Annotated in this window: 11 protein-coding genes; 7 read left to right on the top strand and 4 right to left on the bottom strand. The window is 67.3% G+C overall.

Annotation, left to right across the window (positions count from 1 at the left end; all coding sequences use genetic code 11):
- Together NCR37_RS04420 and NCR37_RS04425 are read left to right on the top strand one after the other, a co-directional pair.
- Window positions 1-732: hypothetical protein (locus NCR37_RS04420; RefSeq protein ID WP_250471945.1), on the top strand; the 732-nt coding region annotated here is incomplete at its 5' end.
- A gap of 103 nt (window positions 733-835) precedes the next feature.
- Window positions 836-1,891 carry a transporter gene (locus NCR37_RS04425; protein ID WP_250471946.1) on the top strand — a complete coding sequence of 352 codons (1,056 nt, stop codon included), beginning with the start codon at window positions 836-838 and terminating at the stop codon, window positions 1,889-1,891.
- Between the two features lie 8 nt (window positions 1,892-1,899).
- Here the strand turns inward: NCR37_RS04425 and NCR37_RS04430 are convergent, their stop codons facing one another.
- Both NCR37_RS04430 and NCR37_RS04435 read right to left on the bottom strand, forming a co-directional pair.
- The gene (locus NCR37_RS04430; protein ID WP_250471947.1) at window positions 1,900-6,687 is read right to left on the bottom strand and encodes a DNA translocase FtsK; all 4,788 of its coding nucleotides are present in this window, start codon (window positions 6,685-6,687) and stop codon (window positions 1,900-1,902) included.
- Between the two features lie 221 nt (window positions 6,688-6,908).
- Window positions 6,909-7,430 carry an META domain-containing protein gene (locus NCR37_RS04435; protein ID WP_250471979.1) on the bottom strand — a complete coding sequence of 174 codons (522 nt, stop codon included), beginning with the start codon at window positions 7,428-7,430 and terminating at the stop codon, window positions 6,909-6,911.
- Here NCR37_RS04435 and NCR37_RS04440 point away from each other — a divergent pair.
- The 5 genes from NCR37_RS04440 (at window position 7,351) to NCR37_RS04460 (ending at window position 11,519) form a co-directional block, all read left to right on the top strand.
- Complete coding sequence (locus NCR37_RS04440) at window positions 7,351-7,530, top strand: hypothetical protein (RefSeq protein ID WP_250471984.1); 180 nt, start codon at window positions 7,351-7,353, stop codon at window positions 7,528-7,530. The genes NCR37_RS04435 and NCR37_RS04440 overlap by 80 nt on opposite strands.
- Before the next feature lie 220 nt (window positions 7,531-7,750).
- Window positions 7,751-8,998 carry a formate-dependent phosphoribosylglycinamide formyltransferase gene (gene purT / locus NCR37_RS04445; protein ID WP_250471948.1) on the top strand — a complete coding sequence of 416 codons (1,248 nt, stop codon included), beginning with the start codon at window positions 7,751-7,753 and terminating at the stop codon, window positions 8,996-8,998.
- Between the two features lie 31 nt (window positions 8,999-9,029).
- A complete protein-coding gene (locus tag NCR37_RS04450; RefSeq protein ID WP_250471949.1) occupies window positions 9,030-9,200 on the top strand; it encodes a DUF6726 family protein in 171 nt (56 codons plus the stop codon).
- A gap of 36 nt (window positions 9,201-9,236) precedes the next feature.
- A complete protein-coding gene (locus NCR37_RS04455) occupies window positions 9,237-9,602 on the top strand; it encodes an MliC family protein (protein WP_250471950.1) in 366 nt (121 codons plus the stop codon).
- Window positions 9,603-10,037: 435 nt separating this feature from the next.
- Complete coding sequence (locus NCR37_RS04460; protein ID WP_250471951.1) at window positions 10,038-11,519, top strand: DEAD/DEAH box helicase; 1,482 nt, start codon at window positions 10,038-10,040, stop codon at window positions 11,517-11,519.
- A gap of 54 nt (window positions 11,520-11,573) precedes the next feature.
- Here the strand turns inward: NCR37_RS04460 and gluQRS are convergent, their stop codons facing one another.
- Together gluQRS and NCR37_RS04470 are read right to left on the bottom strand one after the other, a co-directional pair.
- The gene (gene gluQRS, locus NCR37_RS04465) at window positions 11,574-12,446 is read right to left on the bottom strand and encodes a tRNA glutamyl-Q(34) synthetase GluQRS (protein WP_250471952.1); all 873 of its coding nucleotides are present in this window, start codon (window positions 12,444-12,446) and stop codon (window positions 11,574-11,576) included.
- 10 nt (window positions 12,447-12,456) lie between these two features.
- Window positions 12,457-13,320 (bottom strand): sulfurtransferase, encoded by an 864-nt coding sequence (locus NCR37_RS04470; protein ID WP_250471953.1) that lies wholly within the window; start codon window positions 13,318-13,320, stop codon window positions 12,457-12,459.
- Window positions 13,321-13,459: the final 139 nt, after the last annotated feature.

Raw genomic sequence — 13,459 nt, forward strand, 5'->3', positions numbered from 1 at the left:
GCCCCACCCCTAAAGCCCCCCAAAACCCACCCCCCCCCCCCCCCCCCCCCCCCCCCCGCCCCCCGCCCCCCCCCACCCCCCCCCCCCCCCCACCCCCCCCCCCCCCCCCCGCCCCGGCGTCTTACCTTCACAGCGATGCGCAGTCCATCGACGATGACAAAAAAAACAGCGGTCAGGGCGGTCACGGTTTCTTTGGCGAGCTTGTGCTTTACCACCGCGTTCGCGGCCCGAGCCGACGACACGCAATGCGATTTCAAGCGCGACTGGATGTCGTCTGCGTGCCAGCGCGTGATGCGCGTGGCGCGCGACGGCACCTGGGACCTCTATGTGACGGGCTACGGCTGGCACATCGACGGTTATCACAACCGCAGCGAGCTGAATCCGTGGTCGTGGGGCGGCGGCGCGGGCAAGCACTGGACCGACGCGAACGGCCACGAGGACATCCTGTTCGCGTTCGGGTTCTCGGACTCTCATCACAACTTCCAGCCGATAGGCGGCTATGCGCGGCAGTGGTTCACGAAGCCGGTGCTGGGCGGATTGCAGGCCGGCGGCGGCTTCTTTGCCGGCCTCACCGCGCGCTCGGACGTCGCGCACTATTTCCCGTTGCCGCTCGCGTTGCCCATCGGCTCGATCCGCTACAAGCGCGCATCGCTCATGGGCACGTTCATTCCGCGCCTGCCCGGCCTGAACGACGGCGACGTCGCCTTCTTCTGGGGACGCTACGAGTTCTAGTACGATGGCCGGGCGGCCCGCTTCATGCGGGCGTGGAGTTGCATCGCATCGGGAATCGAAAGGTGTCCCGATCAATTCGTAAGGTAACAGCAGGGAAGCAACATTGGATACGACCCGTACGCAAGACCCGGCCGAGCGCGCGCGCGCCGGTCGCGACCAACCAGCGCCGCCGGGATTCATCAGCGCGTTCGACTTCGCGGGCGGCGACGCGTTGCGGCTCTCGTGGGACGAGGCGCGCCGGGCCGTGGCGGGCGACGGCTTTACCTGGCTGCATCTTTCGGCCAACGACGACACCGTGGAAAGCTGGCTGGAAGGCGTCACGTCGATGCCGGACGTCGCGCGTGAGTTCCTGAACGGCGAGGACAAGCGGCCGCGCGTGCACATGGGCGCGAACTTCGTGTACGGCGTGGTCGCGGATCTCGAACTCGTCGCGGCCGCGCCGGATGCGGCCTCGCCGGGCGTGCGCGAGGCCAATCGCGCGACAAGCGCGCTGCGCTTCTACGTCGACCGTCATCGCATGATTACGGTGCGGGCGCGTCCGCTGCAATCGACCGACCGTCTGCGCCACGCCGTGCTCGAAGGCGCGACGTTCCGCGACACCGTCGACCTCTTCGCGGGCCTGATTCGCGCGCTGAACGAGACCTTCGTCGATCGCATCGACGACATTGGCGACCGGCTCGACGACGTGGAAGAGGGCGTGCTCGAAAACGGTCAGGCGAACTGGCGCGCGCATCTCGGCGACGTGCGGCGCAGGCTCGTGGAGGTAAAGCGCTTTATCGATCCTGAGCGCAACGCGCTGACGCAGCTCGTCACGCGTCGTCTGGATTGGGCCGAGCCGCGTTCCATGGAGGCGCTCGTGCAGGCCATTCAGGTGCTGAACGGCCTGGGCGCGGGGCTGGAAGGACTCTATGAGCGCGCGAAACTGTTGCAGGATGAAATCGCGGCGCTGCTCTCGGAGGACATCAACCGCAAGCTGCTGTGGCTCGCGATCATGTCCGCGCTGCTGATGCCCGCGACGCTTCTCACCGGCATCTTCGGCATGAACGTGGCGGGCTTGCCGGGCACGCACGATCCGGCGTCGTTCTGGATCGTCATCGGCGTGATGGCGGGCTGCGCCGCCATCACGATCTTCCTGCTGCGCAAACTGCGCGTCTGGTGAGCTGAGGTTCAGTCGGCCGGGCCGGGCGGCGCGAGCACTTCGCGATTGCCGTTGCTGCCCATCGGCGAGACGAGCCCGGCCGATTCCATCTGCTCGACGAGACGCGCGGCGCGGTTATAGCCGATGCGCAACTGCCGTTGCACCGACGAAATCGACGCGCGCCGCGTGCGCACGACGAACGCGACGGCTTCGTCGTAGAGCGGATCGGCTTCCGCATCGGGCGATTCGCCGAAGAGATCCTGCGAGCCGCCTTCCGGCGTGGGACCGGAGAGGATGCCTTCTTCGTACTCCGGCTCGCCGAACTGCTTCAGATATTCCACCACGCGATGCACCTCGTCGTCCGCGACGAACGCGCCGTGCACGCGCTGCGGGTAGCCGGTGCCGGGCGGCAGGAAAAGCATGTCGCCGGCGCCGAGCAGCGATTCGGCGCCCATCTGGTCGAGGATCGTGCGCGAATCGATCTTCGAGGACACCTGAAACGCCACGCGCGTCGGAATGTTCGCCTTGATGAGCCCGGTGATGACATCCACCGACGGCCGTTGCGTGGCGAGGATCAGGTGGATGCCGGCGGCGCGCGCCTTCTGCGCGAGGCGGGCGATCAACTGCTCGATCTGCTTGCCGGCAACCATCATGAGATCCGCGAGTTCGTCGATCACGACGACGATCAGCGGCAGCGTCGAGAGCGGCTCCGGCGCGTCCGGCGTCAACGAGAACGGGTTCGTGAGCTTCTTGCCCGCGGCTTCGGTGTTGCGCACCTTCTGGTTGAAGCCTTGCAGGTTGCGCACGCCCACGGCCGACATCAGCCGGTAGCGCTTTTCCATTTCGCCGACGCACCAGTTCAGCGCGTTGGAGGCCAGTTTCATGTCGGTGACGACCGGCGCGAGCAGATGCGGAATGCCCTCGTAGACGGACAGTTCGAGCATCTTCGGGTCGATCATGATGAGGCGCACGTCCTCGGGCTTCGCCTTGAAGAGCAGCGAAAGGATCATCGCGTTGATGGCGACGGACTTGCCCGAGCCGGTCGTGCCCGCGACGAGCATGTGCGGCGCTTTCGCGAGATCGGTCACGACCGGATTGCCGACGATGTCCTTGCCCATCGCGATGGTCAGATTCGACTTCGACGCGCGATACACGTCGTCTTCGAGAATCTCGGAGAGGCGGATCATCTGCCGCCGCGCGTTCGGCAATTCCAGGCCCATGCAGGTCTTGCCGGGAATCGTCTCGACGACGCGGATCGACGTGAGCCCGAGCCCGCGCGACAGATCCTTCATCAGCCCGACGATCTGGCTGCCGCGCACGCCGAGCGCCGGTTCCACTTCGAAGCGCGTGATGACCGGACCCGCGGACGCGCCGACGACCGTCACCGGCACCTTGAACTCCTGGAGGCGCTGTTCGATCAGTTGGCCCGTATCGGCGAGGCGTTCCTCGGACACGGGCTCGACTTCGTCGGAGGCGGGTTCGAGCAGATCGAGCGTCGGCAACTCGACGGCCGACGCCTGCGGCGCGTGGAATTCGAACTCGGTCGGCGCGAAGCCGCGCAGCGGCTGACGCGGCTCGGGAGCGGCGGCGGGGCGGGTTTCGTCGATGCTTGCGCGCGTGGATGGGGCGTCGAATGCGGGGGGCGAAGGCAACACGCGCAACGTCTGCGGCTCGTGATCGAGCCAGGGCGGTGCTTCGTTGAACGACGGCTGAGGCTCGCCAGGCTCGGACAGCGCGCGGGGCAGCGGCGGCGGCAGGACGGGCGCCGAATCGAACGGATAGTCCGGTCTGTCCGGCGCAGTGTCCGGTTCGAAGGGCGATGGTTCGCGTGTTTCTCGCGGTGGCGTGCTCGCAGGCATCGGCCGGGCGTCTCGCGAGACGTCGACGCTCGAAGGGGGCGCGGAGTCCCGTGCGCTGGCGTGTGGCACGACGGCCTCCGATGCGCCGTTCAGGGCGGCGGGCGCGGCGGCTGCGGTGGCGATTGCGTCCATGCCCGGACGCGCGGGCTCGTCGGACAGCGGTTCGCGCATCAGCCATGACGGCGCGTGAGTCTCACGTTCGCCATCGGAGCGTGTTTCGAGCGTGGCCGGTGCGTCAGGGACGATGTGCGCTGGCGATGTTGCCGCCGGTTCCATGCTTGGCACGCCGGCGGGGGAGAGCGGTTCTGCGGCATTCCCGGGCGTGGTTGCAGTGGAAACTTTCCATGACGGCGCGTGAGTCTCACGTTCGGCATCGGAGCGTGCTTTGAGCGTCGCCGGTGCGTCAGGGATGATGTGCGCCGGCGATGTTGCCGCCGGTTCCATGCTTGGCCCATCGGCGGGGGAGAGCGGTTCTGCGGCATGCCCGGGCGCGGTCGCCGTGGACACTTTCCATGACGGCGCGTGAGTCTCACGTTCGGCATCGGAGCGTGTTTCGAGCGTGGCCGGTGCCTCAGGGACGATGTGCGCCGGCGATGTCGCCGTCGGTTCCATGCTTGGCGCGTCGGCGGGGGAGAGCGGTTCTGCGGCATGTCCGGGCGCGGTCGCCGTGGACACTTTCCATGACGGCGCGTGAGTCTCACGTTCGGCATCGGAGCGTGCTTCGAGCGTGGCCGGTGCGTCAGGGACGATGTGCGCCGGCGATGTTGCCGTCGGTTCCATGCTTGGCACGCCGGCGGGTGGTTCTGCCCCATGCCCGACGGTGGTCGCCGTAGTCACTGCTGTGACAGGCGTCGGCGACTGCGTTGCCATGAAAGGCGCAGGGTCGGTCGACGCGCGTTGCTCGCCGAGCCTCTCACTCTGTTCGACAGCGCTGGCAAACGCGTGGGCGACTTCGTGCGATGCGGGTGCCTGAGCGAGCGATGAAGCGGCGGTCGCTTGCTCCCGCGCGTCGGCCGGAGCCTCATCAACTCTTGATGGCTCGCCGTCGGTGAGGCGTCGGCTGTCTTCGGCTGTCTCGAAAGCGGCGCGGGCGTCGACGACTGCTGATTGCGGAACGGATGCGGGCGCGCCCGCCGATGGCTTCGCGGGCGTTTCCGCGATAGCGGGCGGTTCTTCGCCTGCTTCCGGGATTGCCAGCGGCGCTTCGTCCGTGGCGATCGGTTCGCTCGACGGCTCATCGGAAATCGACGACGGCATCGAAGGCGTTGTTGCGCTCAGTTCGCGCTGGGCGCGTGCACTGGCGTCCAGCATTGCCGGCAGCGCTTCGACCTCGCTCGCGGACCCGCTCTGCAGCGTTCGCAGTGCCGCTGATTGCATCGCATCGGTCGGTGGCGCAACGGGCGCTTCCGCGCTTGCTTCGCGTTGAACAGGCAAGCTGAACGAGACTGCTTCTTCAACGCGTGCAGCCGTGGCGCGCGTGTCAGACGGAGATTCGGTTGAAGCGCGCAGACCGAGCGGCGCACGATCGCCCGAAACGCCGTCCCCCAACGCACTCGCGGCCACCGCGCGATCCCGGATCAGCGACGACGCATCAGTCGACGGCGACGCCTGCGCCTCGTGATGACGCGCGAGACTCGCCCCTGCGAGCGACGTCCAGAGCGCTGCTTTCTCCTCGATGGAACGCAGCGTCGCCTGAATGGCGTCGGGCGCGGGCGGCGGCACAGGCGGCGAAGGCGGACGCGAGAACGCGGGCGGCGCGAAAGCCGACGAGCGTCCATCGCCGGTCATCTCCGTAGACAACGGGCGCCTTGTCGGGCCACGCGATATCTGAGTCGACGCCGCAGCGGACGCCGATACCGGGTTGCGCGCCGGAACGCCGTTCCTCGGCGCGGGAGCCGGGCCGCTAGTGGGCACGGCGGCGCGTGCCGGCGTGGTCTGCGCGGTTTGCGTGGGCATCGGACGCTGCTGCGCCCCGGCCGACGCAGAAGAAGCAGAACCGGTGGAAAAAGCTGCGGAACGCGTCGAAGCGGCCGCGCCGGACTCGTTTCGGCCAGGCGAGCCCGACGGCACGTTGGCACGCGAAGCCGTCGAGCCGAGCGCCGCCGCTGCCGTCGACAGGGAATTGAGCCATCCGTCAGGCGCGACCGGCTCGACGAACGTGGACACCGGCGTGCCGGCGCGCTCGAACGCGGGGCGGCGCGAATACGCCTCCGCCGTCGCCGCGATGCCTGCCGCCGATGCCTCTGCGCCCTTCGCGACGCGCCCGGCCGTCGCTGGCGGACGCCACGGCGTCGGCCGCTGATAACGTCCGCTGCGTTGCCCGGTAGGCATGCCGAGCGTCGGCTCGTCGTGCGACGTGCGAGAGGCCGTGGCATCGAAACGCTCGCCGCCGATGCCTCGCAACGGCGCGTCCGCAGTCGTCGTCTCCCGCGTGCGGCGCTCGCGCCAACGCATGCCGGTCGGCTTCGCGCTGGCCTGCGCGCTGCGCCTTGACGTCGACTTCGACCTCGACTTCGCACGCTCGGGCTCGCGAGCGCGCGACTCGCGGTCGGACGGCTCGCGCGGCGTCAGCCAGCTTTGCGGGAGGCCGAAGCCGAACGCTTCGTCGGCCCAGGCGAGCACCGAGCGCCAGCTGAATTCGACGAGCCACGGCAGGCTGATCGCAAACACGGCTCCCGCGATGGCGATGGCCCCCGGCGCATGCGCGAGGCCGGCGAGCGCCCCCGCGAGCGCGCGGCCGGCGCGATTGACATTCTCCTGTGCTTCGAGCGCGCCGGCGAGCGCGCCTTCCAGCGTGGCGCTCGACAGCAGAACGGTGAAGAAGCCGAGCCACAGGCGGATCGTGCCGGGACCGCGCAGCCCCGCGCCGCCCGGAAGCACCGATTTGACGACGCGCCAGAAGAGAGCGAGAAACCAGATGACTGATGCACCGAACCAGCCGAGAACTACCGTGTGCATGCTAAGGATCGAACCAAGGTTGGATGAGACGGGTGAGAGACGGCTGCCCGGTCGCGTAGTGGGGGCAACGTGCGTGTGTCGCGCACTGGCCGGGCGTATCGACTGAGCAGTTTAACGGTTGCGGGCTGAACCGGACGCGCATGGCGCAAGCGCGCAACACTCGGCAATTGTCGGCAACATTCAGCCTGTCGCGCGCCGCGCGAGCGCGACGCGGCCGCGTGTCATTCAGCGCGCTGCGCGAACGTCAGCACGCCGCCGTTGTCGAGCGTCAACTGAAGCGATTGCGGCGGGTTCATCTGCACGCCGCTCTTCGCGACATGAGCGAGCGCGTCCAGATAAGGTTGCTCCAGAGCGCCGCCGACGCTCGATGGACACGCCATGCGCGTGCCGGCGAGCGGGCCGAAGCTTAACTTGCCGTCCTTGAGCGCGTACGGGCCGGTGTAGCGATTGCAGCCCGACAAGCCGCTCGCCCGGCGACGGCCGCTCTCCGTGGAAAGATCGAGCGTGATCGGCTGACTGCCCGCCGCGCGACTCGGCACGGCGCGCGGCTGGCCGTTCGCCTCGGTCCAGCTCGTCAGTTCCCAATGCGTGTCGTCGAGCAATTGAGTCGCGGCCGGGTTGTAGGGATCGGTGGGCGGCGCGCTCGCGTCCGAGTGCTTCGGCATGGCGCACCCGCTCACGAGGCTTGCCATCAAAAAAGCGACGCCGGCGCAAGGTGCAAGGATTGCCAGCGGACGCGGCATCGAGCGTGAGGATAAAGCGCGGCGAAAATGCGAAGACATCGAAAATTCCAGAGCTGGCGAAAGCCGTAAGGGTACCGCAGGCGTCGTATCGTTTGTCTAGCATCGAGATGCAACAAATCATTTGTCGCGCGGCGGGCCATCAACGCATGCGGGAATTTGCGGCGCGGGCGCGAGTCCATATGCGTTGTCAATAGGCCGAATGGCATAGCAGTCGGCGGCTGCGCTGCGTGTTAACATCCCCGCCGAATCGTGATAATCGGCGTTCGAGTCATCGAAGAGACTCACTGCCGACGCACAACCGAAACGCTTCCGGAGCACGCATGCAGACCGACTCAGCCGACAAGAACGCACCGCACGATATCGCCGTGCGCATCGGCACGCCGCTTTCTCCGGGCGCCACGCGCGTCATGCTTCTCGGAGCGGGCGAGCTGGGCAAGGAAGTGATCATTGCGCTACAGCGCCTCGGCGTCGAAGTCATCGCGGTCGATCGCTACGCGAACGCGCCGGGGCAACAGGTCGCGCACCGCGCGCATGTCATCGACATGACCGACCCCGCCGCGCTGCGCGCGCTCGTGGAACGCGAGAAACCGCATCTGATCGTGCCCGAGATCGAGGCGATCGCCACCGACGCGCTCGCGGACATCGAGGCATCGGGCGCCGCGACCGTCATTCCGACCGCGCGGGCCACGCAGCTCACGATGAATCGCGAAGGCATTCGCCGGCTGGCCGCCGAAACGCTCGGCTTGCCGACCTCGCCCTATGCGTTCGCGCAATCGCTCGATGAGATGAAGGCCGCGATCGCGACAATCGGCTTTCCGTGCGTCGTGAAGCCGGTCATGTCGTCGTCGGGCAAAGGGCAGTCCGTGCTGCGCAGCGAGGCTGACGTGGAGCCGGCGTGGCAGTACGCGATGGCCGGCGGGCGCGTCAATCACGGCCGCGTGATCGTGGAAGGTTTCATCGACTTCGAATACGAAGTCACGCAACTCACCGTGCGCGCGGCGGACCCGGCGAGCGGCGAAACGCAGACTTACTTCTGCGAGCCTATCGGGCACGTTCAGGTGGCGGGCGATTATGTGGAATCCTGGCAGCCGCAGCCGATGAGCGCGGCGGCGCTGAAAAAAGCTCGCGAGGTCGCCGAGAAGGTGACGACGGCGCTCGGCGGCCGCGGTCTTTTCGGCGTGGAACTGTTCGTGCGCGGTGACGACGTGTGGTTCTCCGAGGTGAGCCCGCGTCCGCACGACACCGGCCTCGTCACGCTCGCGACGCAGCGTTTCTCCGAATTCGAGCTCCACGCCCGCGCGATTCTCGGGCTGCCCGTGGACCCGTCGTTGAGCACGCCGGGCGCGTCCGCGGTCATTTACGGCGGTCTGGACGAAGCGGGCATCGCCTTCGAAGGCGTGCGCGAGGCGCTCGCCGTGCCGGGCGCGGATTTGCGGCTGTTCGGCAAGCCGGAGAGCTTCGTGAAGCGGCGCATGGGCGTCGCGGTGGCGACGGGCGTCGATACGGACGAGGCGCGCGAGCGGGCGAAGCTCGCGGCATCGAAGGTGCGTCCGGTTTCCATCAAGTGACGGCAGCCGTGCGACAGACAGGAGCATTCCAGTGAAAGTCTTGTATTTCGCCGCGCTCGTCGCGGCTTGCGTGGGGCTGTCGGGCTGCGGCCTTGCCGCCGCTCCGTGCCGGATCGCATCCGCGGGCCTGAAGATCGTGCCGGTCGTCGGTCACGTCGCGGCCGCGCCCACCGATGCGTGCGCCGACGTGATCGATCCCTGACCGGCGCGCGGCCTTTCCAACACCGAAAACCTGACGATGAACAAGCTCTTCGCACTCTCGATCGCCTTGCCGACGGCGCTGGCCGTTCAATCGGCGCGGGCCATGCCGCTGACGGTTCCGCAAATCCAGACGGCATCGACGCAATCCACGCGTTACGACTGCCGCGACGGCAAGAGCGTCACCGTGCAGTACACGACCACGCGCAATCGCCAGAGCTTCGCGGCGTTGACCGTGGACGGGCGCAAGCTCCTGTTCGTGACCGTGATCGCCGGTTCGGGCGCGAAATACGCCGCCGACCAATATGTCTGGTGGACCAAGGGCCCGCAGGCGAACCTGTACGACGAGATGGCCGCCAAGGAGTCGCCGCCGCTGCTGGCGGACTGTCAGGCGCGCGGGAAGTAGCCGGATGTGAGCGCTCGCCCTCGGGACGAACGGCCGAAGCCTTCGACAGGCGGTGCTACAATGTGCGGCTTTCCGGCAGTGAGAGGGCGGCGGTCGCCAGCGGACCTTTCCAGCGCCCGGGCAACCGCTCTGCAGCAAGTGGCGCGCGCAGCCGTAGCGCCCGGTGTCGCTAAAGCGTCATCGAAGCCGTGTTCCATTCGGGTGTGCGTCGAAGGGGCGTGTGAAACAAGTCGCGCCGCCGATGCCCGACGTCCGGCAGCCTGTCCAGTCGCGCGCCAAGGCACGCATCATGCGCACGAGAAGCGTGCAACCCCTAACAGATTGCGTCGCGGGTCGTTCCGCGCCACCGAAACACGCGCGTAACGCCGAGTCGAATTCACGATCGTTCACGCGCGCCGCATCAGCGGTTTTATAGCGAAAGCCAACATAGTCACCATGTCTGATTCCGTCGCCCCGAACACGTCCACCGAAGAAGCCACGGCCGCACCGACGTTCGACCAGTTCGGCTTGTCCCCCGAGATCCTCAAGGCGGTGCGCGAGTCGGGCTACACGACGCCCACGCCGATTCAGGCGCAAGCCATTCCCGTCGTGCTCTCGGGCCGCGACGTGATGGGCGCGGCTCAAACCGGCACCGGCAAGACGGCGAGCTTTTCGCTGCCGATCATCCAGCGTCTCTTGCCGAACGCCAACACCAGCGCATCGCCTGCGCGGCATCCGGTGCGCGCGCTCATGCTCACGCCGACGCGCGAACTTGCCGATCAGGTTGCCGCGAACGTGCAGACGTATTCGAAGCACACGCCGCTGCGCAGCACGGTCGTGTTCGGCGGCGTCGACATGAACCCGCAGTCCGACGCACTGCGCCGCGGCGTCGAGATTCTCATCGCGACGCCGGGCCGCCTGCTCGACCACGTGCAGCAAAAGACGCTGAACCTCGGCCAGGTGCAGATGCTCGTGCTCGACGAAGCCGACCGCATGCTGGACATGGGTTTCCTGCCCGACCTGCAACGCATCCTGAATCTGCTGCCGAAGGAACGACAGACGCTGCTTTTTTCGGCCACGTTTTCGCCGGAAATCAAGAAGCTGGCGGCGACGTATCTGCGTAATCCGCAGACCATCGAAGTCGCCCGCAGCAACTCGACGGCGACGAACGTCCGCCAGATCGTCTACGAGGTCCACGAGAGCGACAAGTCGGGCGCCGTCGCGCAGATCATTCGCGAGCGCGGACTGAAACAGGTGATCGTGTTCTGCAACAGCAAGATCGGCGCGAGCCGGCTCGCGCGCGTGCTGGAGCGCGACGGCATCGTGGCGACCGCGATTCACGGCGACCGTTCGCAGAGCGAGCGCATGCAGGCGCTCGACGCGTTCAAGCGCGGCGAGATCGAGGCGCTCGTGGCCACGGACGTCGCGGCGCGCGGTCTCGACATCGCTGAACTGCCGGCGGTCATCAACTTCGATCTGCCGTTCAACGCGGAAGATTACGTGCACCGCATCGGCCGGACGGGGCGTGCGGGCGCTTCGGGCGACGCGCTGTCGCTGTGCAGCCCGAACGAGCGCAAGCAACTGGCCGACATCGAAAAGCTCATCAAGCGTCCGCTCGAAGTCGAGACGCTGCAAGTCGCCACGCCCATGCGGCGCGACGCATCCCGCCGCGACGAGCGGCCGGCGCGCGGCGAGCGCTCGGAGCATCGGCATGGCGCGCGGGAGGAGTCGGGCTCACGCCGCCGCACGTCGAGCGCATACGACCGGCCGCGCGGGCGTCAGCAGCCGGTGGACGAGTTCTTCCTGAAGCCGTACGAACCGTCGCCCGCGGCGATGAAGCGTCAAGAGGAAACCGTCGAGCCGGAGCGCAAGAGCGTCTCGAAGCAGCCGCTGGCGGCGCTCCTGGGCGGACTCGGTATGCCGCGCAAGACGTCCTGAACGCCTGCGCGCGTTCGTCGAAACGGCAGCCCTTCGCGGCTGCCGTTTTTCGTTTTACGGCACGAATCGCTTCGCCCAGTCGGCGACCGCCCGAGCGTAGAACGCATCCAGGGAACACGCCGTCGCGGCATCGATCCCGAGATGCCGCCCTGCCTGTATGAGCGCGTCGAGCGGAGCAGTGGTGTCGAGCGGCGTCGCGCCGGTCTGTTTGCTGAGCTTCTCGCCGATGTCATTGTTGACGACCGGCACGTGCAGATAGGCGGGCGTCGGCACGCCGAGACACTGCTGGAGATAGATCTGCCGGGCGGTCGAATCGAGCAGATCCGCGCCGCGCACGATGTGCGTGATGCCCGCGTCGGCGTCATCGACGACGACTGCCAGTTGATACGCCCACAAGCCGTCCGCGCGCTTCAGAGCGAAATCGCCGACTTCGGTAGCCAGATCTTGCGACTGCGGCCCTTGCCAGCGATCAACAAACGTAACGCGCGCCGCGTCGCTGTCCGGCACGCGCAGCCGCCAGGCGCGCGCCGGGCGGCCGTTCAGCCCGCTGCGGCACGTTCCGGGATACGCGAGCGTCGCGTGACGCGCGTGCGCATGCACGAGGGAATCGGCGATCTCGCGCCGTGTGCATCCGCACGGATAGACGAGGCCGTCGGCTTGCAATCCTTCGAAGGCGCGGGCGTATGCGTCTTCGCGCCGGCTCTGCCAGACGGGCGGCTCGTCGGAATGCATGCCGAAACGGGCGAGCGTTGCGAGAATGTCGTCGGCGGCGCCGGGTACCGTGCGCGGCGAATCGACGTCCTCGATTCGCACGATCCACGTTCCGCCGTGCGCGCGAGCATCGAGAAAACTCGCGAGCGCGCTGACGAGCGATCCCGCGTGCAGCGGGCCCGTCGGAGAAGGCGCGAAGCGGCCGCGATAGATCATGTAGCGAGGCTTAAGCCGCCTGGCCGACTTTCGCGTCCGGGTGACACGCGGGGCACGTCTCGCCCGGCTTGTAATACGGCGAGATCTGGTCTTCGATGCTCACCACCGCGCGGCAGCCGAAGCACTGCGCGGTCGCCGTCGGCTGGAGATTCGGGTCGAGCGCGGTGCGGTAGTCGAACACGAAGCAGTCGCCAGTGTAATGCGCGCCGCCCACTTGCTCGAAGTATTTCAGAATGCCGCCTTCGAGCTGGTAAACGTGATCGATGCCAACTTCCTTCATGTGAATCGCTGCCTTTTCGCAGCGAATGCCGCCCGTGCAGAACGACACTACGGTCTTGCCTTCCAGGTCGGCGCGGTTCTGCTCGATCACCTCGGGGAACTCGCTGAACTTCGTGATTCGATAGTCGAGCGCGTTCTCGAATGTGCCGACATCGACTTCGAACGCATTGCGCGTGTCGAGCATCACGACGGGGCGGCCGGCGTCGTCGTGACCGCGGTCGAGCCAGGCTTTGAGCGTGGGCGCATCCACGGACGGCGCGCGGCCGAGTTCCGGCTTGATCGCGGGCTTTTTCATCGTAATGATTTCGCGCTTGAGCCTGACCAGCATGCGGCGAAACGGCTGCGTCTCGGAGAAGCTCTCCTTGAACTGCAGATCGGCGAAACGGCCGCCAAAGAGAGCGTCCGTCCGAATGTAGTCGATGAGCTCGCGCACTTCGCGAACCGGCCCCGCGATGAACAGATTGATGCCCTCCGGCGCCAGCAGGATCGTGCCCTTGAGCCCGAGCGCATTGCAGCGTTCGGTGACGAGCGGCCGCCACGCGGCGCCGTCCTCGATGGTGACGAATTTGTAGGCGGAAAGGTTCAGTATGCTCATGATCGGATACGGGTGAAACGCGTGAAAAACGGGAACAGGCGCGGCACGATTGCGCCGCGCAAACCGCTATTATCCCGCAAACGGCGAGCGCGTCCGGCGTGGCGCGCCGCGTCGTTCGGCGATCCCTTGCGCGTGCGCA

Source organism: Caballeronia sp. GAFFF1 (genome assembly GCF_023630705.1).
Classification (GTDB): domain Bacteria; phylum Pseudomonadota; class Gammaproteobacteria; order Burkholderiales; family Burkholderiaceae; genus Caballeronia.

What these genes read in the sequence shown, in the direction of transcription:
- NCR37_RS04430 (WP_250471947.1), bottom strand. Translation starts at nt 6,687, where the DNA reads ATGCACACGGTAGTTCTCGGCTGGTTCGGTGCATCAGTCATCTGGTTT.
- NCR37_RS04440 (WP_250471984.1), top strand. Translation starts at nt 7,351, where the DNA reads ATGGCGCACCCGCTCACGAGGCTTGCCATCAAAAAAGCGACGCCGGCG.
- NCR37_RS04435 (WP_250471979.1), bottom strand. Translation starts at nt 7,430, where the DNA reads ATGCCGCGTCCGCTGGCAATCCTTGCACCTTGCGCCGGCGTCGCTTTT.
- purT (WP_250471948.1), top strand. Translation starts at nt 7,751, where the DNA reads ATGCAGACCGACTCAGCCGACAAGAACGCACCGCACGATATCGCCGTG.
- NCR37_RS04455 (WP_250471950.1), top strand. Translation starts at nt 9,237, where the DNA reads ATGAACAAGCTCTTCGCACTCTCGATCGCCTTGCCGACGGCGCTGGCC.
- NCR37_RS04460 (WP_250471951.1), top strand. Translation starts at nt 10,038, where the DNA reads ATGTCTGATTCCGTCGCCCCGAACACGTCCACCGAAGAAGCCACGGCC.
- gluQRS (WP_250471952.1), bottom strand. Translation starts at nt 12,446, where the DNA reads ATGATCTATCGCGGCCGCTTCGCGCCTTCTCCGACGGGCCCGCTGCAC.
- NCR37_RS04470 (WP_250471953.1), bottom strand. Translation starts at nt 13,320, where the DNA reads ATGAGCATACTGAACCTTTCCGCCTACAAATTCGTCACCATCGAGGAC.